Annotated in this window: 18 protein-coding genes; 9 read left to right on the top strand and 9 right to left on the bottom strand. The window is 37.1% G+C overall.

What is annotated here, in order from left to right:
• Positions 1 to 269: 269 nt before the first annotated feature.
• The 8 genes from rsgA to ACR1PO_RS19595 form a co-directional block, all read right to left on the bottom strand.
• Positions 270 to 1,196, bottom strand: coding sequence for a ribosome small subunit-dependent GTPase A (rsgA, locus tag ACR1PO_RS19630; protein ID WP_332387140.1), 927 nt, complete (start codon positions 1,194 to 1,196; stop codon positions 270 to 272).
• Between the two features lie 143 nt (positions 1,197 to 1,339).
• Entirely contained in the window at positions 1,340 to 2,422 is a 1,083-nt protein-coding gene (locus tag ACR1PO_RS19625) for a chorismate mutase (RefSeq protein ID WP_433987898.1), read from the bottom strand.
• Between the two features lie 400 nt (positions 2,423 to 2,822).
• On the bottom strand, positions 2,823 to 3,404 hold the full coding sequence (locus tag ACR1PO_RS19620; protein WP_433987897.1) for a DUF8439 domain-containing protein: 582 nt from the start codon (positions 3,402 to 3,404) through the stop codon (positions 2,823 to 2,825).
• Between the two features lie 32 nt (positions 3,405 to 3,436).
• Positions 3,437 to 4,522, bottom strand: coding sequence for a DNA polymerase III subunit gamma/tau (gene dnaX, locus ACR1PO_RS19615; protein ID WP_433987896.1), 1,086 nt, complete (start codon positions 4,520 to 4,522; stop codon positions 3,437 to 3,439).
• Between the two features lie 99 nt (positions 4,523 to 4,621).
• On the bottom strand, positions 4,622 to 5,254 hold the full coding sequence (locus ACR1PO_RS19610) for a TetR/AcrR family transcriptional regulator (RefSeq protein WP_002980040.1): 633 nt from the start codon (positions 5,252 to 5,254) through the stop codon (positions 4,622 to 4,624).
• Between the two features lie 5 nt (positions 5,255 to 5,259).
• Positions 5,260 to 6,516, bottom strand: coding sequence for an aminotransferase class I/II-fold pyridoxal phosphate-dependent enzyme (locus tag ACR1PO_RS19605; RefSeq protein WP_433987895.1), 1,257 nt, complete (start codon positions 6,514 to 6,516; stop codon positions 5,260 to 5,262).
• 430 nt (positions 6,517 to 6,946) lie between these two features.
• A complete protein-coding gene (locus tag ACR1PO_RS19600) occupies positions 6,947 to 7,303 on the bottom strand; it encodes a helix-turn-helix domain-containing protein (protein ID WP_332387145.1) in 357 nt (118 codons plus the stop codon).
• A 92-nt stretch (positions 7,304 to 7,395) separates the two neighbouring features.
• Entirely contained in the window at positions 7,396 to 8,133 is a 738-nt protein-coding gene (locus ACR1PO_RS19595) for a response regulator transcription factor (protein WP_433987894.1), read from the bottom strand.
• 88 nt (positions 8,134 to 8,221) lie between these two features.
• On the opposite strand from ACR1PO_RS19595, the gene ACR1PO_RS19590 reads away from it, so the two are divergent.
• The 3 genes from ACR1PO_RS19590 to ACR1PO_RS19580 all read left to right on the top strand — a co-directional run bounded on the left by ACR1PO_RS19590 (position 8,222) and on the right by ACR1PO_RS19580 (position 13,211).
• Positions 8,222 to 8,869 (top strand): DUF1349 domain-containing protein, encoded by a 648-nt coding sequence (locus ACR1PO_RS19590; protein WP_332387147.1) that lies wholly within the window; start codon positions 8,222 to 8,224, stop codon positions 8,867 to 8,869.
• A gap of 737 nt (positions 8,870 to 9,606) precedes the next feature.
• Positions 9,607 to 12,594: a sensor histidine kinase gene (locus ACR1PO_RS19585; protein WP_433987893.1), complete on the top strand. Its 2,988-nt coding sequence runs from the start codon at positions 9,607 to 9,609 to the stop codon at positions 12,592 to 12,594.
• 5 nt (positions 12,595 to 12,599) lie between these two features.
• Positions 12,600 to 13,211: a response regulator transcription factor gene (locus ACR1PO_RS19580; RefSeq protein WP_332387151.1), complete on the top strand. Its 612-nt coding sequence runs from the start codon at positions 12,600 to 12,602 to the stop codon at positions 13,209 to 13,211.
• A gap of 126 nt (positions 13,212 to 13,337) precedes the next feature.
• Here the strand turns inward: ACR1PO_RS19580 and ACR1PO_RS19575 are convergent, their stop codons facing one another.
• A complete protein-coding gene (locus ACR1PO_RS19575; RefSeq protein WP_332387152.1) occupies positions 13,338 to 14,183 on the bottom strand; it encodes a phage tail-like protein in 846 nt (281 codons plus the stop codon).
• A gap of 265 nt (positions 14,184 to 14,448) precedes the next feature.
• Between ACR1PO_RS19575 and ACR1PO_RS19570 the strand changes: the two genes are divergently transcribed.
• From ACR1PO_RS19570 to ACR1PO_RS19545, 6 genes are all read left to right on the top strand, one after another.
• Positions 14,449 to 15,405, top strand: a complete 957-nt coding sequence (locus tag ACR1PO_RS19570; protein ID WP_433987892.1) for a helix-turn-helix domain-containing protein — start codon at positions 14,449 to 14,451, stop codon at positions 15,403 to 15,405.
• A gap of 115 nt (positions 15,406 to 15,520) precedes the next feature.
• Complete coding sequence (locus tag ACR1PO_RS19565) at positions 15,521 to 16,723, top strand: MFS transporter (protein WP_433987891.1); 1,203 nt, start codon at positions 15,521 to 15,523, stop codon at positions 16,721 to 16,723.
• 197 nt (positions 16,724 to 16,920) lie between these two features.
• Positions 16,921 to 17,334, top strand: a complete 414-nt coding sequence (locus tag ACR1PO_RS19560) for a hypothetical protein (protein ID WP_332387156.1) — start codon at positions 16,921 to 16,923, stop codon at positions 17,332 to 17,334.
• A 155-nt stretch (positions 17,335 to 17,489) separates the two neighbouring features.
• Positions 17,490 to 18,401, top strand: coding sequence for a PhzF family isomerase (locus tag ACR1PO_RS19555; protein ID WP_433987890.1), 912 nt, complete (start codon positions 17,490 to 17,492; stop codon positions 18,399 to 18,401).
• A 78-nt stretch (positions 18,402 to 18,479) separates the two neighbouring features.
• Entirely contained in the window at positions 18,480 to 18,821 is a 342-nt protein-coding gene (locus ACR1PO_RS19550) for a YciI family protein (RefSeq protein ID WP_332387158.1), read from the top strand.
• Positions 18,822 to 18,930: 109 nt separating this feature from the next.
• On the top strand, positions 18,931 to 20,163 hold the full coding sequence (locus ACR1PO_RS19545; protein WP_433987889.1) for an RNA polymerase sigma factor: 1,233 nt from the start codon (positions 18,931 to 18,933) through the stop codon (positions 20,161 to 20,163).
• Positions 20,164 to 20,202: the final 39 nt, after the last annotated feature.

Below are 20,202 nucleotides of genomic sequence, written 5' to 3'. Positions count from 1 at the left end.
CCCTTAGTATCATTTTTCAAGCTCAGTCAAAATGTGACAAAATTGGAGTTATTTATGAGAAAGGTAGATCAAAAAGTGGAATTATTCAAAAAACAGATTTTTTTTCATTAAAATTCAAAAAAAATAATTCATAAAAAAACAAATGCTTCTATGTATCTAAATTTAATCTTTAAAGAAGTAATTTATTAGAATAATATTTTATCTGGTGTCAGATAAAATGTTACAGATCCGTCCGGATTCATCTGTATTTGACAAATAAATAGCACAGTTTACTTTTGGGAAGCTTCTTCAGCCTCGTCCATCAGCTTAATGTAGGTTGCATAGCGGGAATGTTGGATTTCACCGGTTTCAAGCGCTTCGATAACGGCACATTTCGGTTCATTTACGTGAAGGCAGTTGTGAAATTTACACTCTTCTCTCTTTTTGAAAATCTCAGGGAAGTAATGCTGTACTTCTTCTTTTTCAATATCGATCATCGCAAATTCACGAACACCGGGAGTATCAATGACATTTCCTCCAAAATCCCAGAAGTGCATTTGCGCAAAAGTTGTTGTATGTTTTCCTTTCAGGTGGGTGTCTGAAATTTCCGATGTCTTTAAATTCAGCCCAGGCTGCAAAGCATTTACCAGAGTAGATTTTCCACACCCTGAATGCCCGAAGAATACTGAAGTTTTATCTTTCAGAATTTCCTGAAGCTGATTCAGATTCAATTTAGAATAGGAGGAAATTTCCAGGGTGTCATAACCAATTTCCTGGTATAAGAATTCAATGTCTTTTACAATTTCAATTTCTTCTTCGTGTAAAACATCGATTTTATTAAAAAGAATAAGCGGGGTAATATTGTAGGCTTCACAGCACGCCAGAAACCTGTCCAGAAATCCTAGTGAGGTTTCAGGATGCTTCAGCGTAAAGATAAAGCATGCCAGGTCAATATTGGAAGCAATAATATGAGCTTCTTTTGAAAGGTTGACTGATTTTCTGATCAGATAATTGGAACGCGGCTCAATTTTCGTAATCCACGCAATATCATCCTGTTCCAGTTGGAACTCAACAAAATCTCCTACAGCAAGCGGATTGGTAAGTCTGGTTTTTATCAGTTTAAATTTTCCCCTGATTCTGGCCTCGAAAATTTTATTTGTTTCCAATTCCAAAACCTGGTACCAACTGCCTGTAGATTTAATGATTTTTCCTTTCATAGATAATACTGCTGCAAATATACGGAATTAGGGCTTAGAATTCAGGAAATAGGTTTAAAAACACATGTTTCAATTCCCTAAATACTGATGCCTAAGCCCTAAATTATATTGAGACCGAAATTCCGGTACAAGTTTTAATTCTATTATCTTTTATCGATCATAATATTATTCTGAACTTCAATAGACTCCTCGTGGATTGCTTTGAATACTTTTTCAATAAACTCCTGAGACATTCCTGTTTCTTTGGCTTTTTGTGTAGCGTATTCTGTAATTACTTTCCAACGTTCAGGCTGGAAGATCGCAATATCGTTTTCCTTTTTAAGCTTACCGATTTTTTCAGAAATTTTCATCCTTTGGGAAAGAAGCTCAATTAACTGGAAGTCAAGGTCCGAAATTAAAGTTCTGTGTCTGCCCATTTCTCCTTCAAAACCTGCAAGATTAGAGCTTCTCACCTTTAAATTACCAATAAGATCTGCAAGAACCTCCGGGGTAATCTGCTGAGAAGCATCACTCCATGCTTCATCAGGATTGCAGTGTGATTCAATGATTGCTCCCTGGTATCCTACGTTAAGTGCCTCCTGCGTAATATCAGCAAGACCTGTTCTGTTTCCGCAGATGTGTGACGGGTCAATCAGCATGGGTATATTCGGAAACTGGCTCTTGAAATCAAGGGCAATCTGCCAGTTCGGGTTGTTTCTGTATTTTGTTTTCTGGTAGGTTGAAAATCCTCTGTGGATCACCCCCAGGTTTTTAATATCCTGTCCTAATAGTCTTTCCAACGCTCCGATCCATAAAGCAAGATCCGGATTAACAGGGTTTTTCACGAATACCGGCTTATCAGTTCCCCTTAAAGCCATCGCAATTTCCTGTACTGTAAACGGATTCACTGTAGAGCGTGCCCCGATCCAAAGAACATCCACATCTGCCTCCAGAGCTGCAAATACGTGGTGTGCATTAGCTACCTCAGTAGCTGTTTTAAAACCGTATTCTTCTTTTACTTTTTTCAGCCAGTTCAAGCCTATAACCCCTACTCCTTCAAAACCGTTCGGTTTGGTACGGGGTTTCCAGATTCCTGCACGGAAAACCGAAACATTAGCATTGGCTTCTTTAATTCTCCTGGCAGTTTCAAGCATCTGAGCTTCACTTTCCGCACTACAAGGTCCCGCAATCATTAAAGGCTGTGTAAGCCCATCGATCCACTCATTTTTTAAATCATTTAAATTCATTATTCTAAATTTTATTGTTTTTTTATATACTTTTTTCGTTGACAGCAATAGCCCTTTGGATTATAAAATTTAATTTATAATTCTTTTCAAAAAATGCCGTTCAAAATTGTTTAAAGGAATCAGGAAAATAATAGGGCTCTACTTCTCCTGTATTTTTTGGAAAGAAATTCAGTTAACAGTACCAATAAAATCGGTAATAGGTTCTGAAATTTCTATAATAAGAAGCAGAAAAACTAAAATAGCCGCTAAAAAAGTAATTAGCGGGTGCAAAAAAAGACAGATATGTGTTAGTCAGTTTTTCCATTTTATTCTGGAAATGTCTTGTTTTAGCGTTTCTGGTTGTAATGTATTTTTGTCAAAAACGTATTTTCGACAGAAATATTTGACAAATATATAAAAATTATGTCAAATCAAACTTCATTAAATCATCAAGATCTTTCAAAAGTGGATTTTTTTCGATAAACTTTTCAAACATTTTCCTCTTCGTCACCACCTCAATCTTCAGATTTTCAACGTCTCTGATGTATTCTACCTCGATGCTATGGTTCTGAACTTTTCTTTTAAAATGATTAAAAAATTCTCCACTTATTTTGTCAAATTCTACTTTGGCAGAATCTGAAGGGAATAAAACTTTGATTTTATGCTCTTCAGCTTTTTCCAGCTTAAAGGTTTTCACCGCATTGAACACAAAATTATTTTTAACCTGGAGCTGCTTAAGCATAATTTTCCATTCTGTCTGCAGATCTGTATCTGTAAAATGGTTTTGAGGAAGATTTTCAGTTCTCACAACTGTATCTTCTGCAGCTTCCACTTTATCTTCTTTATTCAAAAAGGAATTGATGCTGAAACCGGAAGAGATTCCCGGCCTTGATAACGGCTTGGTTGTTTTGGCTACTGAAACTGCCTGAACTGTCTGGGAAGCTGCAGGCTGCTGCTCTGCTTTAACTTCTATCTTCTCCGGAGATTTTTCCGGAATTTTCACTTCCTGTTTCTCACTGAGAAACGGAGCCAGTATCAGGAACTTTTTTTTTTAGTATCGCCTAAATTAGCTGTCAGTGAAGCCAGCTGCATTAATGCAATTTCAACCGTAAGTCTTGGGTTTTTGGAATTTTTATAATTGATGTCCGCGTGGTTGCAGATCTCAATACCATCAATCAGCTGCTGGGCGGCCCATTTCTGTCCCTGTTCTACAAATTTGGCTTTGGTCTTCTCTCCTACTTCTATGAGTTCCATCGTTGAAGCATTCTGTGCCATCATCAGGTCTCTGAAATGATTTCCTAATCCGGCAATAAAAATATGAGGATCAAAACCTTTTTTTACAATTTCATTGAATGCAGAAAGGACTTCCGGAATTTTATTTTCCTTGGCAAGATCCACAATATTGAGATACTGATCGTAATCCAGAATATTCAGCACTTCGGCAGCTTTGGCCAGCGTAATGTTTTTCTGGGAGAAAGTAGACAGCCTATCGAAAATGGAAAGTGCATCTCTTAAGGCTCCATCGGCTTTCTGAGCAATCAGATACAATGCATCATCTTCGTACCGGATATTTTCTTTCTCGGCAATATTTCTCAGATGATTCTGGATGTCTTCAATGACAATTCTCTTGAAGTCATAGATCTGACAACGTGACAAAATGGTAGGAATAATCTTATGCTTCTCCGTGGTTGCTAAAATAAATATAGCATGGGCAGGCGGCTCTTCCAGCGTTTTCAGGAAAGCATTGAAAGCGGCAGAAGACAGCATATGAACCTCATCTATGATATATACTTTGTATTTACCAACCTGAGGTGCAAAACGTACCTGATCTATCAGTTCCCTGATATCATCTACAGAGTTATTGGATGCTGCATCCAGCTCGTAGATATTATACGCAAAGCCGTCTTCTGAAACCGAGCCATCTTTCTCATTGATCTTTCTTGCCAGAATCCTGGCACAAGTAGTTTTACCCACACCACGAGGACCGCAAAAAAGCAATGCCTGAGCTAATTGGCTTTCTTCAATTGCATGTTCTAAAGTATCCGTAATATGGGATTGTCCTACAACCGTATCAAACTCCTGAGGACGATATTTTCTTGCAGATACTATAAAATTTTCCATTGGCCAAAAGTAAGAAATATAGTTTTAATTTGAAAATTAAAAGTTTTCAAATTATCAACAAAAATCATATTTCTGCCTAAATCGGAAAACTTTTAATTCCTACTTTTTTTTGCTGTAAGCAAAGTCGATCAGCTCAACGATAGCGCCTTCAATCTCTTTTCTGCCTTCTTCAGTTTTCAGGTCAATCCCGCAGAACTTACTTGCGTTGTATCCTGTATAAAGGTTGAGATAATAAGCCCCGGAAACAATAAGAGCCATAATTGCCCTGTGCCTTGTTGCCACACCTTCTCCGAAGTAAGGATCTGAAATGTTTCCAAATAAAACCTCTCCTACTTCTTCACGCTGATCAACCAGTTTTTTAAGGATAGGCTTGCTTTCAGAAAGTTCCCAAAGAATAATTTTCTGAAGTTCCTTATTTTTCTTCAGGTTTTCGAACTGATTAAGCACCACCATTTTGGTAAGCTCATGTCCGCCGTCAGAAAAGTCCATATCAACGTCCTGGTTGACCTGGCTCCAGTAATCCTGAGATTTGATATACTCATCGATCAGTTTATCAGTACTTCCGAAGTACTCATAGATCAGTTTTTTATCAAATCCGGCAACGGCAGCGATTTTGCTTACTTTTAATCCGGAATATCCTTTTACTCTTAAAATTTTACCAACTGCAGCAAGCAGTTTCTGTTTTGTTTTTTCTTTGTCCCTAATGGGGCCCTGCACTACTTTTCTAGGCATAATTATTATTTTTTCGCAATATGCAATTTTTTATTAATATCATCAAACGCATTAAGCGTTTTGTCGAGATGTTCTTTTTCATGTCTTGCAGTCACACTCATCCTGATACGCGCATCTTTTCTTGGTACAGCCGGATAAAGAATCGGGTTGGTATAGATTCCTTTTTCTATTAGTAGTTTTCCGGCTTCCCCTGTTACATAAGGGTCTCCAATTTTTACGGGAATAATGGCGGAGCAGGTTACCCCGGTATCTAATCCTAAATCATCAAGTCCTTTTTTGAAATAGTTGATATTATTCCAGAGTTTTTCTCTCCAGATAGGTTCTTCATCAATTAAATCAATGGCTTTAACGATTCCTGCGGATGATGGCGGAGCTGTAGCTGAGAAGATCTGCTGACGGGAATGGAATCTGATGAATGCGGAAAGTTTTTTATCTGCAATAACATAACCGCCCAGATTACCAAAGGTCTTACTGAATGTACCTGTAATGATATCTACCTTATCCAGTAATCCAGCCTGTTCCAAAGTTCCTCTCCCTGTTTCTCCGAGGATGCCGACACCATGTACGTCGTCCACCATCAGAAAGGCATTGTACTTTTTTACAAGATTATAGATCTCATTAATGCGGGAAGTATCTCCATCCTGGGAATACACTCCATCCACTACAACGAGTTTCGTACGGTACAGATTTTCAGATACCTTCAAAATGTGTTCCAAAGATTCGAGATTATTGTGCGGAAATGTTTTTTTATTGGTAAAAGCACATCCTTCGTGCACGCTGGCATGTACCGCCATATCTAAAATAGCAAGATCCTCTTTCTGCATTAAACATTGTAAAGTAGCACTGTTAGCAGTATATCCTGTAGTAAATACTACAGCTTCGTCTTCTGTACGTTTAAAAAAACCTGAAATCTTTTTTTCTAAAGCGTTATGGTAATCAAAATATCCACCGATAAGAGGAGTTGCTCCTGTACCTGTACCATATTTTTCTATTCCTTCAATAGCTGCTTGCTTTACTTTTGGGTGTTGTGTAAATCCCAAATAATCACTTGATACGAAACTAACGAATTCTCTGTTGCGGTCTGCAATATTTACATTCAGTACTGCATTGGTTCCTGAAGTATTCTTCAGTCTGTAGTTCATGTGCCCGTTAGACTTTACATAGTCTAAATATTCATAAAAAATTTCAGCCCTTTGAGCCATGTCATTGTCTGGTATATTCTCAAAGTCTTTAATAGTTGCTGTTGTGAAGTTGATGCTCATCCTTAATCTTGTTTGTTGTGTGGTTTAAAAAAAAACAAATATATAACTATTTAAAGGGCTTAAGCTCCCTTACTAAGATTAAATATTATTAAAGACACAATAATTTATTCTTATGCTCTGGAAACCAAACTCAATTGTATACCTCTGTCTCTTTTTAACATTTTTCTTTATTGAATTAATTAGTTTTTTCTTACCTAAATTTAATAAAAAAAGTAAACAATAAAGAAATATTAATAGATAAATAATAAAAAAATGCGATTATTTTTTACAACCACCTCATTTATAAAAGATTATTTTCGGGTAATTTTAACAATATAATTCACTAAATTATCTTTAAACCGTCATTACAGCATGATTAAATCCCTACCTAGAGACAGAATTTGCCGTAAATTCCCTTCTAAAGCAATTTTAAAGAAATAAAACAGACGGATTAAGATTTATTGGATTTTCTGAATTCCCCAGGTGTATGACCGGTCATTTTTTTGAAAAACTTTGAAAAATTGGAAGGGTCATACGTAAAAATACGGGCAATTTCTGCTACAGATTTACGGGTAGTAACGAGCATATATTTGGCCTGTTCAATAATTTTTTCATCATAAAAAAAGCAGGGATGCTGCCCGGTTTCCTTTTTAACAGTATCGGTAAGATGTTTATGGGACACCGCAAGCTCTCCGGCAATTTCATTCAATTCCATAAATTCCGGAACAGCCCCGGAGATAACATCCCGGATATGCTTGTCTAAAAAGGTAAAATACTGACGGGTGATCTCTTCACTTCTTTTCATCATTCAGGGTTCTTCTTAATCTGTATTCAAATTATAAAATTAATCATTAGATGCAAAACAGCATGGTGAACTTTTCGGATATTTAAACTCAACGTTTAATAAAAACTATCTTTAAAAGCCTGCGTAGAATTTTTTACTTTCAACTTTTCCAGAATATTCTGGCGGTGGCGGCTTACAGTATTGACGCTTATAGACAGCAGATCTGCAATTTCTTTGCTGGCATATCCTTCACCTACAAACTTCAAGACCTCCAGCTCTCTCGGGCTCAGAATACTTTTATAGTCAAGCTTATCTTTTACAACCACTTCTCCTTTTATCATATTCACAATCATAAAATCAGGGGCATTGGATGAAGTCAGGGCCATATTATAGAGGCATAATGCCAGCCTCAGCCTTCCGTTGTCAGGTGAATAAATATAAAACATACGGTGATTCACCCATCTGTACTTTTCATTTTTATCTTTCATCCTGATTTTTGAAAGCACACTGTACGCTGTACGTTCCTTCCTTTCCATCGTATCAAGTAATTTGAAAAAACGGAGTTCGTGGATATATTTTTTCAGGCGGTCATCCGGATGTATCTTTTTCAGCATTTCTTCTTCCCAGATGGTTTCAATTTCTGCAGGATTTTCATCTGTACTGAGGCCAAGTTCTGCTGCCGCTTCAGACTTATAAATATAACTTTTATTCGCCTGCATATCACTCAGTACACCTATTGCACCTTCCATCTGCGAATATGCCAGAGTCCTCTGCTTATAGATTTCTATATCAAGCAGGCACTTTTTTGAAGTGCTATCAAGTAATTTATCGCTAAGCTGTTCACGGATTTCCATAATGGTTATTTATCAGTATTGACGAAAATGTTGTTTAATAATACTTTTGCTAAAATAATAATTACGTTTAGAACTTATTTCAAAGAGAATGAAGAAATTGATTTTAGGTTTTTGCACCTTATTCCTTACTCAAAAGTTTTGCGCCCAGACCCTGGAGAAAATGACCTGGTTTAACGAGCCTGAAAAATGGGAAATAAAAAACAACAGTCTTTCGATGTTCGTAACCCCTCAAAGTGATTATTGGAGGGTTTCACATTATGGATTTACTGTAGATGACGCTCCTTTTTATTATACAACTTATGGCGGCGAATTTGAAGCAAAAGTAAAAATAACCGGGAGCTATAAAGCCAGATTTGACCAGATGGGGCTTATGCTGAGAACAGATAAGGAGCATTATATCAAAGCAGGAGTAGAGTTTGTAGATGGAAAATATAATCTAAGCACGGTAGTAACCCACAACAAAAGTGACTGGAGTGTCATTACACTGGAGAAAACACCTCCTGCAGTATGGATAAAAGCGGTAAGAAGGCTGGATGCTGTTGAGATTTTCTATTCTTTTGATGACAAGAACTATATCATGATGCGCAATGCTCCTCTTCAGGATAATACTCCTGTGATGGTCGGATTAATGGCAGCATGTCCTGACGGAGAAGGATTCAATGCCACCTTTGAAAACTTTAAAGTAAAGCATCTTCCGGATCAGCGCAGGCTGCAATGGCTTGAAAAACATCAATAGTGATTGAATTATACTTCAATATACAATCAATTTTATTTACCTCCCATCATTTCCGGGAGGTTTTTTATTGTAAAATGTCATTCCGTGAGGGTTAGAAACAAAAAGAGGCTGTTTATCAGTACAGCCTCTTGTGTTTTTGAGATAAAAACCGTTTGTGTTCTTAGAATCATTATTTTGACAATAAAGCTTCTTTAGTCGTTATGAGAATATTTTGCAAAAATATGAATATCCATGAGCCCTGGCAAAGATGTCATGTAGAATTAACCTCAGATTTTTGTCAAATTATTACTACAAATAACAATTAAAAAAAGCTTAAGCCGTTATTAATAAATCTGTAAAAAATATACAGACACATCAATATTTGTCATTTATAAATTCTAAAATAAATCCAAAGCCCGGTACACCACTATGATTTACTGAAGGATTTTAAAATGAATCTGTCATAAATTTATCACTTATTATTGATATATCATAATTTTTTGGAAAATTCTGAGTACCATATTAACGGCAAACCACCATATAACTTACAGAAAACAGGAGGTAAGATGCTGATTTATCTCCATAATTTCACTATTTTTACACGATCAAAAAATATAAAACACAAAAGACCAGAAAACTTCAATGATAAAAATTTATTCTCAATCGTTCCTGCCCTTTAAAAAGACTTTGACTTATACAAATATTATTATTAACCATCTATTGCATTAGCAGCAGATAAAGATAAGTCTTGCACATATATGAGAATCTGGGCATTTATTTTTGCTTGCATATATTTAAACATTTCCGGACAGCGCCACACTTCTTCGTGGTACAACATAGATAATGGGCTTCCGCAAAGCAGTGCAAAGGCCATCGTCAAGGATAAATATGGCTTTATCTGGATCTCCACAGAAAACGGACTGGTACGGTATGATGGAAGTTCGTTTATTACTTTTAATAATTTCAGGGTAAATAACCTGCATTTCGGTGAATTTATCGGAGATCCGCTTCTTGACAGTATAACGGTTCTTAATAATTTTCAGGAGAATAAGATCATCATTAAAAACAGATTCCCGAAGCTTGCAAACATTACCAAAGATGATAAAATAATCTACTCCAAAGGGGGAAGCATTATACACCGTATTGCGAACAACATCATTACATCGGATTTCTATAATGATGTGCAATATTTTATCCGGCTTAAGAATTCTGTTTATCATTTTACAGAAAATGCCATTATCTATAAGGAAGGAAAAAAAGAAACAAAAATCGGACTTCCCTTTACCAATAAAGATCTGAACAATACTTTTGTTTTTAATGATACACTTTTTATCAATGATCTGAAAAAAAGAAAAACCTACTCTATCTGCAAAGGTCATCTTTCCGTTTCTTCCCAACCTACGCTTTTTAATCATCCGGATACCAAAGTTTACTGGCAGCAGATCACGGATCAGACTTTCATTATCAACCACAATACTATTTATATCGTAGAAGGTTCTCCCAGTGGTCTTCGTTTGAAATTTCTTGTAAAATATGAGGAAATCGGAAACCATCCTTACTGTGCTATGTTCTATGACAAGGATTTCAATAAATTATATCTTGGAACGCTCAATAACGGACTGAATATCGTTAAGCTTTCCAATTTTTATATTTCAAAAAAAGAAGCTGATTTTTCCAATAATGTTTATTATACCTCCCTTCCTTTCAGTAAGAATACGATCATTAGTGAAGACGGTACAGAATTCGGGAGAAACGGCATTGTAAACAAGCATCTTTTCGGGTACAATGACAATTACCTGATGATGTATGACAATTCCGGGGATATTCTGATCAGAAAGAGAAACAGTATTATGAGGTTTTATAAAAATTCAGGATATAAAAAGAAGGATTCTGCTCTGTGCAGAAAAGGACTTCAGTCTTTTATGAAAAGCGGAAATCTTTACGGAACAGCCTTTACCCATCCTTCAGGAACCCAGCTCCACCTTTACAGGAAGGATATATTTACCCAGCCGGATTATACCTTTAATTTTAAAAGTTTCATCAATACTTTTTATCAGTACAGTGAAAATGAAATTCTGACCGGAAACAGTGACGGTCTGTATTCTGTAATGCTGGGGAGCAACAGGATAACTCCTATAATGAAAAACATCCATGTTAAAAGTATTATCAGGACAAAGGATAATCTGATATGGATTACTACGAATAAAAGCGGATTTTATCTTCTCAGAAACCACAGGCTTATCAAAATGCCGAATGACATCAATGATTACCTGAAGTCTGCACATTATATTCTTGAAGATCAAAAAGGATATTACTGGATTTCTTCTAATAACGGTATGTTTAAGGTTCCTAAAAAACAGTTGCTGCGCTATGCAGACAACAAAAACACTCCGGTATTCTATTACCGTTTCACCAAAAAAGACGGCTTTCTGACGAATGAATTTAATGGAAGCTCAGAACCTAACGCATATGCTCTTGAAAACGGGGATTTTGTATTCCCGTCGATGGATGGCTTTTTGTTTTTCAATCCGGACAGTATCCGGACTTATTATCCGGACAGAAACAAAATTTATATTGAAAGGGTAAAAATCGGAAATTCTGAACCTAAGTATTTCCATCAGGTATTTGATTTAAAGAATGATTACAAAACAGCAGAGGTCTTTATTGACATTCCTTATTTTTCCAATCCGGGAAATCTTTATATTGAAGCCAGGATATCGGGAAAAGAAAATACTGAATGGGAAAAGGTTATAACAGGAACGGAGCTAAAATACACGATCAGCAATCTTTCTCCGGGAGATTATACCCTGAGCATTCGGGTACTGGTTTCTCCGGACGGGCAATATGAAGTGAGGACAGTACGTTTCAAAATCCAGCCTCTTTTTTATCAGACACTGCTTTTCAGAGTGTCAGTTTCTATCATAATCCTGATCATCATTATAGTTATTGTTCAGCTAACGACTAATTTCCTAAGGATAAAAAATAAGGCGCTGAAACAGATAGTACATAATAAAAACTCTGAGCTGAAAGAAACATCCCTTCACCTTGAGCTGGTAAAAAGCAATCTGCAGAAAGAAACGGAATACCAGAAGAAACTGGTAGAAACCATCAGCCATGATATTACAACTCCTATCAGGTTTATTGCCATGCTTTCGCAAAAGCTTCATGAGTCTGATGATGTGGAACTTCAGAAGAAGTATTTTGACAGTATTTATAAATCCTCAGAGCAGCTGTATCAGTTTACCCTCAATTTAAAAGAATACACCGAGCTTTATAAAGCCGAGAACATCTTTGAAGAAAAAGAATATCCTATCAACAGAATCCTGGAAATCAAGAACAGACTGTTCTGTGAAATCGCAAAAGAAAAAGGAACAACAATAACCAATCTTTCTGAGCAGAAGGTTTATTCCAGAGTAAATGAAAGTATTTTAACAGCCATTATTCATAACATCCTTGATAATGCTGTGAAAAACACCTTCGAGGGTAATATAACCATGGCTATTAATGGAAGCCAGCAAAAATCCATAATAACAATTACTGATACGGGAACAGGAATGTCTGCAGAACAGATTGCCATTTATATGAACCTGTTCAGAAACCCAAAACTGGAAACTCCCAGCTTCAAGGGAAAAGGACTGGGGCTGCATATGGTGATTCATCTGGTAAAAAAGATCAATGCTGAAATAAGTTTCAGGCAAAACCAGCCTCAGGGAACGATTGTGGAAATAACACTCAATAAAAACTAACCTCTATGAATGAAAAAATTTTAATCGCTGATGATCATTATGTAGTGAGGGCCGGAACCTCTCTGGTCCTTGAGACTGCTTATCCGGGACTGAAAATAGATTTTGCGGAAAACTATGACCAGGTGAAAAAGAAGTTGGAAAACCAAAGGTATGATCTTCTCATTCTGGATATTGATATGCCGGGAACCCAATATAAAAAAATGGTTCCGGAGCTTAAAAGCATACAGAACGACCTTAAGATCCTCATATTTTCAGGATATGACAAAGATGTTGCAATTCAGTATATCAGAGAAGGTGCTGAAGGATACCTGAACAAACAAAGCAGTGAAGAAGAAATTAAAAATGCAGTGAAAACGGTAATTGAAAAAGGGTATTTCTATCCTGCAGAGCTGATCGGTCTGATTATTCAAAACAAAAGAAATAATCCTGTAGAAAAGCTGTCATCCAGAGAATACGAAATCTTCAAGCTTCTTGCAGACGGAAACGGAAATCTTGAAATTGCCAACAGACTTAATATTCAGATGTCTACTGTAAGTACTTATAAAAAAAGAATTTTTCAAAAGCTTGATGTCACCAATATTGCAGAACTGATCAAGGTATATGAAATGATGCATTAAAAAAGGGGGCGGAACCCTTATTATATTCCAGCCCCCAGAAAAAACACAAATCTCATTAGAAAACAGATAACCTGTTGATTTGTTTATTTTTATATATCATTGTATTTTTAGAATCATGTAACAGCTTTAATACAGTCTCTGTACAGAAAGGTACAGTTCTCTTGTATTATCAGAAGTATTGGAGTCCGTTGTGGTTGCATTACTGCTTCCTGTGCTGGACCTGTTATCAACACGGAATGCATAATATACTCTGTACCATCTTGGCTCCGGCTCCTGTATGGTGATATCAAATGTTACGGTCTCATTATGGGTCTGCGTCAGGTAAACACCATCATCAAACTGCCTGTAGGCACCTGGTGATAATTTAATATTTCCGTTGTCCGAATCTCCGGTATGAGTAGACATTTCTGATACCCAGATCTTCACATCTGATGTTCCTACATTATAAAGCCTTGGGTTGAAAGTTGTGGCAGCTCCTGTTCCTGCCGAACTGCTGTCAAATTGTGCATCAAGCCTTAAAAAACCGCCCAGAACAGGAAGATCTGAAAGATATGTGCTGGCCAGCGTGTTGACTCCGGAAACCCCGGCAGGTATGCTTCCATGGTAATAAATTAAATCTCCGATTGTAATATCATCATCCACCCCTCCAAATGCAAACTTCCATGTTGTTCCGTTAAACATATAATAACCGGCCTTGTCTACTTTTGCAGTTTTTGCAGAAGGCACGGTTACAGGCTGAGTCACATAAACCAATGTTCCGGTCTGCGCAGCCAGGTAGACATTATCTTTAGCTCTCAGCTGATCCCCAGTTAACCTTGGTGCCATTACTCCATCGGGAACTGTTGCAGCATCGGGTTTACCCTCTACCTGCAATGTTACTTTTGGAGAATCTGTATTAATACCAACCTGGGAATAGGCAGCCAGTGAAAGGCACATCATAATACCGGAAAGAGTTAATTTTATTTTCTTCATTTTAGTATATTTGTTTAAAAATTATTGATTTATAAAGGAAATAAATCGTGCAGGTCAATTGACATACCATCAATCAGCCTTTAAGAGCTAGCGGTTGCAAAGTTATCTGCATTGACCAATCAATTTTCTGAATAATCAATGAAAAACCGGAAACGGCTCAATAAAACACAATGAACTGCAAATCAAATAGTTAAATCAGTTATTTTCTGAAAAATGACTGCAATATATTATATTGAATGATTTAAAAAATTATCTCTTGCCACAAATGACCGCCACAAAAGACATACAAATTGAACAGTACAAAAGACAGCTGATCTATTATTACAACATTCTGATGTCTGTTATTCTTGCCGTCTTTGGTTTGATATTTACCTTTATCATTCCGGATCAGGTCATGGCCTGGTATCTTTACGGAGGACTTTTTTTGCTCGTGTATACTTACCTGATTGTACGCAAGACTTACTCTGTAAATGTTATGGTGCATTCTTATATTATTATTGCCACTCTTTACAATTTTTACATCATGCTTGTGTTCTGGAATAATTCCATAGCAAGTTTTGTCTGGCTTATCCCTATTCCGCTGGCAGCCTATGTTTTCTTTTCAAGGAAATATGTCTTCATTTACAGTCTCTTTGTTGTACTGAATATTGCAGCAGGATATCTTATATCAAAAAACTTCAGCTTTGATTTCCCTCTGCACAGTCAGGATGATGTAAGAATTACAGATACGATCCTTATGATTTCCAATGTTGCTGTTATATCACTCCTGCTCTATTTTAAGGATAAAATAAAACGTATTGAAATTTACCACGAAATTGAAAGCAAGGTTCATGCTGCAGAAACTCAGTCCGCTCCGGTGGCAGAAAAAATTCCTTTTGCAGATGAACTGTTTGAAAAAATCGAATCCGTCATGCAGGAAAAACAACTGTATAAAGATGTGAATTTCAATATTTCAAAGCTTTCTACAGTAATGGATATCAACAGCAGTTATATATCAAAATCAATACGTGCAAAGGGCTACCCCAATTTCAACAATTATCTGAATATGCACAGGATTGAATGCGTGAAAAGACTTCTTCATGAAAATGATATTGAAAAGGTTACCCTGATGTATATTTACACCGAGGCAGGATTTTCCAACCAATCTACTTTCAACAGGGTATTCAAACAGATGGAAAACGTTACTCCATCTGAATATATCAGCAATTTACAGGTGCACTGATTTGTTTCACCAATAAAAATCATTGAGACAATAATTTTTAAATCCGGAAAATAATCAGGAAATTTACGGGACTTAATTTTCTGTTTAATCCACTGCATTGTAATTGCAAACACTCATGAATTCATCTGAAAAAGCTTTTCAGGGAAGCCGGCGTCTCCGATACATAAAACTTTGTATTTTTTTTTCAGGACTTTCGGTTTTTGCACAGCTGTATCTCTTTCAGCCCATGCTGCCAATGGCAGCACAGCAGTTTGGGGTATCCGTAGGTGATACTTCCCTGCTTGTCTCCTCCTCTACAATAGGTATGGCATTGGGATTATTATTTTTTGCTTTCAAAGCTGACAGCTATTCAAGAAAAAACCTGATGGTCTTTTCGCTGATTTCATCTGCCATGCTTACCATCATTTCTACCTGGATTCCTGCTTTAAGTCTTCTGATTGCTATCGGGGTGTTGAAAGGTTTTGTTGTTTCCGGAGTTTCTGCGGTAGCTTTGGCCTATCTTACAGAGGAGGTGAATGCTCTTGCTGTGCCTGCTGCCATCAGTATGTATCTCAGCGGCAATACGATCGGAGGAATGAGCGGAAGAATACTGGCCACTTTATTTGCCGGTGAATTCGGATGGCGTAATGCTGTGCTGCTTATCGGAATAGAAAGCCTCATTCTGGGTGCTGTATTCTGGAAACTGTTCCCGGAATCAAGGTTTTTCAATCCTCAGAAAACGGATTATCATCTTAAGGTAAAACAGATGAAATTTTTCCTTACCAACCCTTATATGCTTCGTTTATACTGTACTGCTGCATTGCTGATGGGAGTTTTTGTAAGCGCTTATAATTACCTTACATTCAGACTGGAAGCGAAACCATTTTCATTAAGCCACTTTATTATTGCTTTTATTTTTCTGATGTATATTTTCGGAGTCTTCGGAACTATGATTGTGGGACGTCTTTCCAGAAGATTTCCCATGAACGGTATCCTTAAGGGCTCTATCCTGTTTATGCTCACCGGAGCTGCATTGCTGCTATCGGAAAATATGTATGTTCTTATCTTCGGCCTTGGTCTTTTTACCCTCTCCTTCTTTGCGGCACATACTATGGCCAGCCAGATGACAGCTTTATATGCCAAGCGTGGGAAGTCTTCAGCAACTTCTATTTACTGGCTTTTCTATTATTTTGGTTCAAGCATTCTGGGAAGCGGTACCGGTTATATTCTTCATGCTTATTCCTGGAATATTTTCATAGGTGTCCTTATTCTGTCTGTTATTATTGCCCTCCTTTTGACCACAGCTAATGTGAATCCAAGGGAAAAAGCAAAAAGCTGATACCACACAGATACCACACTTTATTTTTCGTGAAAATGCTATAATTCGTGTATTGGTGTACTATTTTAACACATTATTAATTTTTTATAGTAAAAATTTAACCTAATCTCACTTAAAACAACGGCTGGCCATGTAATGCCGGGCATACTATTTGCTGTTTATCAAGGACCATATCACCACCTAAAAATCAAAATATTATGAACGTAGCAGATCTAAAAATCAAGAACTTAGTCGAGTACAAAAATCAGATTTATACGATCACTGAGATCTTTCAGAATGTCGACCAGGCTTATTTTGTTAAAATTGAAAATGATATTCACAGTATTTCGGTCCCGGCCGCTTCCATCAAGCCCATCAGAATAACCGAAGAATGGCTTGAAAAGCTGGGATTCTCACGGACTGACAGTTCGGACCAGAGTATACGATATGAAAGACCGGAAGCATTTATAAAATATGATATCGACCTGAGCTCCAGAAAAATAATGGAAGGGTTGAAAATATACGGAAACGCCATCAAGTGCAAATACATCCATGAGTTTCAGAATATTTTCTCAAGCTTATTCGGAAAGGAAACTGCTTTACATTATGGCTATCTTAAGACAGAATCATAGTTAAATAGTTCTTAGTTGAAGAAGACCACAATTTACCTGTAAATTGTGGTCTTCTTTTTTTGAAAGGGTTCAAAGAATTTACCCAAATAACAATAAAACAGCTACCGGATACCCAATTTGATTCCGTATTTTTACAGTAAACCTAATCATCCGTTATGCAAGAAGTTATCGTTTATCAAATCGATTCTTTTACCAAAGAAAAGTTCAAAGGAAACCCGGCTGGAGTTGTGTTAAATGCTGAAAATATGACAGCTGAAGAAATGCAACTTATTGCGAGGGAACTTAATAATTCTGAAACTGCATTTGTTTTTAAACCTGCTCATCCCGGAGAAGATTTTGATTATCACATCCGGTATTTTACTCCCACCACAGAGGTGCCTTCCTGCGGGCATGCCACAATTGCGGCACTCTATGCAAAAGCTCAGGAAGATCATCTGGATTCCTGTACCATCAGAATACATACACCAATCGGCATATTACCGATTTATATTGAAAGGAAAGACAATGATTATCTTATTACCATGACACAGGGGAAATTTGAGCTAAGTCCTGCTTTTGATCCTGCAATGACTCAAAAAATTGTACTAGCACTGGGACTGACAATGGATGATCTTGATGAAAAATGTCCGGTACAAATTGCTTCAACAGGACATTCAAAAGTAATGATCGGTATTAAAAGCAATATGATTTTAAGTCATCTGGCTCCTGATCTTACCGCTTTGGCAAAACTTAGTAAGGAAATTGGCTGTAACGGATATTTTGTATTTACTTTCGATACCGATGAAAAAGAGATATTAACCAACGGAAGAATGTTTGCTCCTGCCATCGGGATTACTGAAGATCCTGTTACAGGAAATGCGAACGGACCACTTGGAGGCTATCTTATTCAACACAAAATCATTGAGACTTCCGATGACACCTTTGAATTTACCGGAAAACAGGGTGAAGCCATCAACAGGGTTGGTAGAGTAAAAGTAAGTGTCAATATCAAAGATAGTAAGCCTGATACCGTCAGTATTACCGGAAATGCAGTAAGTGTTTTCAGAACAACCATGAATGTGCACTAACTTTCATATTTATAATAAAAATGTCCCCATAGAAGAATACCAGTCGTCATTAAGGTGAATCAAAAAAAATTGAATACAATGAAAGAATTCTTATTAGTCTTCCGTGCAGACTACAAGTCTATGCCTAAGACATCACCGGAACAAATGCAGGCCAATACCCAGAAATGGATGAACTGGATCGCCGGAATTGCTGCTCAGAATAAACTGGCAGACCGGGGTAACCGTCTGGAAAACACCGGACAGGTTCTAAAGTCAGACGGATTAATTTCTGACGGACCGTATGCTGAGATTAAAGAATCAATTCTGGGCTATACACTGATCAATGCTGAATCTGTTGAAGAAGCTACCGCTTTATGCAAGGAATGTCCCATCCTGCTATTGGGTGGTAGCGTAGAAATAAGAGAGATCAGCAAACTGTAGCATGATTTTGCAAACTCAAAAGCGCAGGAGATTATCGATTCATTTTCTTTGCGCTTTTGAGTTTCCCGGAACAAATATACTTACCTTTGATATAGCCTTTTCATAAATCATGGTAAATCCGAATGAAATAACCCCGCATTTATTCAGGACTGAGTACAGCAAGATCGTTGCAGTACTTTGCAGAAGTTTTGATATCAAACATATCGAAAATGCCGAAGATATTGCCAGTGAAACTTTTCTGAAGGCTTCAGAATATTGGGCACTGCACGGACTTCCCGATAATCCTTCAGCCTGGCTTTACACCGTGGCAAAGAATAAAGCAAAGGATTATTTCAAACACCTTGCCGTTATTGAAAAAAACAAACAAGAAGATGTAAAAACCGCTGAAAACAATTACCAGACAATCGATTTTGATACCAAAAATATTTCCGACAGCCAGCTGGAAATGATTTTTGCGGCCTGCAATCCCGTCAACTCCCAGGAAACTCAGATATGTCTGGCCCTCCAGATTCTTTGTGGTTTCAGCATAGAAGAGATTGCCAATGCTTTTCTATCCAAAACGGAAACCATAAAAAAACGCCTGCAGCGAGGCCGGGAAGCACTCAGAACACATCATTTTACAATAGATTCTTTAAGTGAACAGGATATTCATCAGCGTCTGGAAACGGTATTAACTACTTTATATCTATTGTTTAACGAAGGGTATTTTTCAAGAAGCCATAATCTTTTAATTCGTAAAGACCTCTGTCTGGAAGCTATGAGACTCACTTTGATTCTCACTGACCATCCATTCACCAATACTCCAAAAGCCAATGCATTACTGGCCCTGATGTGTTTTCAAAGCTCAAGACTTGACGCAAGGATTAATGATGAAGGTGAAGCCATTCTTTTTGATGAGCAGGACGAAACGTTATGGGATAAAGCTTTAATAGAAAAAGGAAATTATTACCTGACAGAGGCCTGCCAGCCCAACCACTCTTCTGTTTCAAAATATCATCTGGAGGCTGGTATTGCCTATTGGCACACTTCATCGGCTGAGGATAAATGGCAGCAGATTTTAAATCTCTACAACCAGCTTGTTGTTATTGAATACTCGCCTGTTACCGCCTTAAACAGAACTTTTGCTTTTTCAAAAGTCTATGGAAATCAGAAGGCAGCCATTGAAGCTGAAAAACTTAACCTCATCACCAGCGAATATTATCATGGACTGCTGGGTTATTTATATACGGAACTCGATACCAATAAAGCTATTCATCATTATCAGGAAGCCATCCGTCTGACAAAATCAAAACCGGAAAAGCAGACTTTACAGAAACAGATTGATCTTTTGTGTTCAAAATAAAAAGCCTCCTGACCAATATTCAAGAGACTTTTCTATAAT

Source organism: Chryseobacterium amylolyticum, from assembly GCF_051011775.1.
GTDB lineage: Bacteria > Bacteroidota > Bacteroidia > Flavobacteriales > Weeksellaceae > Chryseobacterium.
This window is presented reverse-complemented; position numbering and strand designations above follow the sequence as displayed.

What these genes read in the sequence shown, in the direction of transcription:
- rsgA (WP_332387140.1), bottom strand. Translation starts at nt 1,196, where the DNA reads ATGAAAGGAAAAATCATTAAATCTACAGGCAGTTGGTACCAGGTTTTG.
- ACR1PO_RS19625 (WP_433987898.1), bottom strand. Translation starts at nt 2,422, where the DNA reads ATGAATTTAAATGATTTAAAAAATGAGTGGATCGATGGGCTTACACAG.
- dnaX (WP_433987896.1), bottom strand. Translation starts at nt 4,522, where the DNA reads ATGGAAAATTTTATAGTATCTGCAAGAAAATATCGTCCTCAGGAGTTT.
- ACR1PO_RS19610 (WP_002980040.1), bottom strand. Translation starts at nt 5,254, where the DNA reads ATGCCTAGAAAAGTAGTGCAGGGCCCCATTAGGGACAAAGAAAAAACA.
- ACR1PO_RS19605 (WP_433987895.1), bottom strand. Translation starts at nt 6,516, where the DNA reads ATGAGCATCAACTTCACAACAGCAACTATTAAAGACTTTGAGAATATA.
- ACR1PO_RS19600 (WP_332387145.1), bottom strand. Translation starts at nt 7,303, where the DNA reads ATGATGAAAAGAAGTGAAGAGATCACCCGTCAGTATTTTACCTTTTTA.
- ACR1PO_RS19595 (WP_433987894.1), bottom strand. Translation starts at nt 8,133, where the DNA reads ATGGAAATCCGTGAACAGCTTAGCGATAAATTACTTGATAGCACTTCA.
- ACR1PO_RS19590 (WP_332387147.1), top strand. Translation starts at nt 8,222, where the DNA reads ATGAAGAAATTGATTTTAGGTTTTTGCACCTTATTCCTTACTCAAAAG.
- ACR1PO_RS19585 (WP_433987893.1), top strand. Translation starts at nt 9,607, where the DNA reads ATGAGAATCTGGGCATTTATTTTTGCTTGCATATATTTAAACATTTCC.
- ACR1PO_RS19580 (WP_332387151.1), top strand. Translation starts at nt 12,600, where the DNA reads ATGAATGAAAAAATTTTAATCGCTGATGATCATTATGTAGTGAGGGCC.
- ACR1PO_RS19575 (WP_332387152.1), bottom strand. Translation starts at nt 14,183, where the DNA reads ATGAAGAAAATAAAATTAACTCTTTCCGGTATTATGATGTGCCTTTCA.
- ACR1PO_RS19570 (WP_433987892.1), top strand. Translation starts at nt 14,449, where the DNA reads ATGACCGCCACAAAAGACATACAAATTGAACAGTACAAAAGACAGCTG.
- ACR1PO_RS19565 (WP_433987891.1), top strand. Translation starts at nt 15,521, where the DNA reads ATGAATTCATCTGAAAAAGCTTTTCAGGGAAGCCGGCGTCTCCGATAC.
- ACR1PO_RS19560 (WP_332387156.1), top strand. Translation starts at nt 16,921, where the DNA reads ATGAACGTAGCAGATCTAAAAATCAAGAACTTAGTCGAGTACAAAAAT.
- ACR1PO_RS19555 (WP_433987890.1), top strand. Translation starts at nt 17,490, where the DNA reads ATGCAAGAAGTTATCGTTTATCAAATCGATTCTTTTACCAAAGAAAAG.
- ACR1PO_RS19550 (WP_332387158.1), top strand. Translation starts at nt 18,480, where the DNA reads ATGAAAGAATTCTTATTAGTCTTCCGTGCAGACTACAAGTCTATGCCT.
- ACR1PO_RS19545 (WP_433987889.1), top strand. Translation starts at nt 18,931, where the DNA reads ATGGTAAATCCGAATGAAATAACCCCGCATTTATTCAGGACTGAGTAC.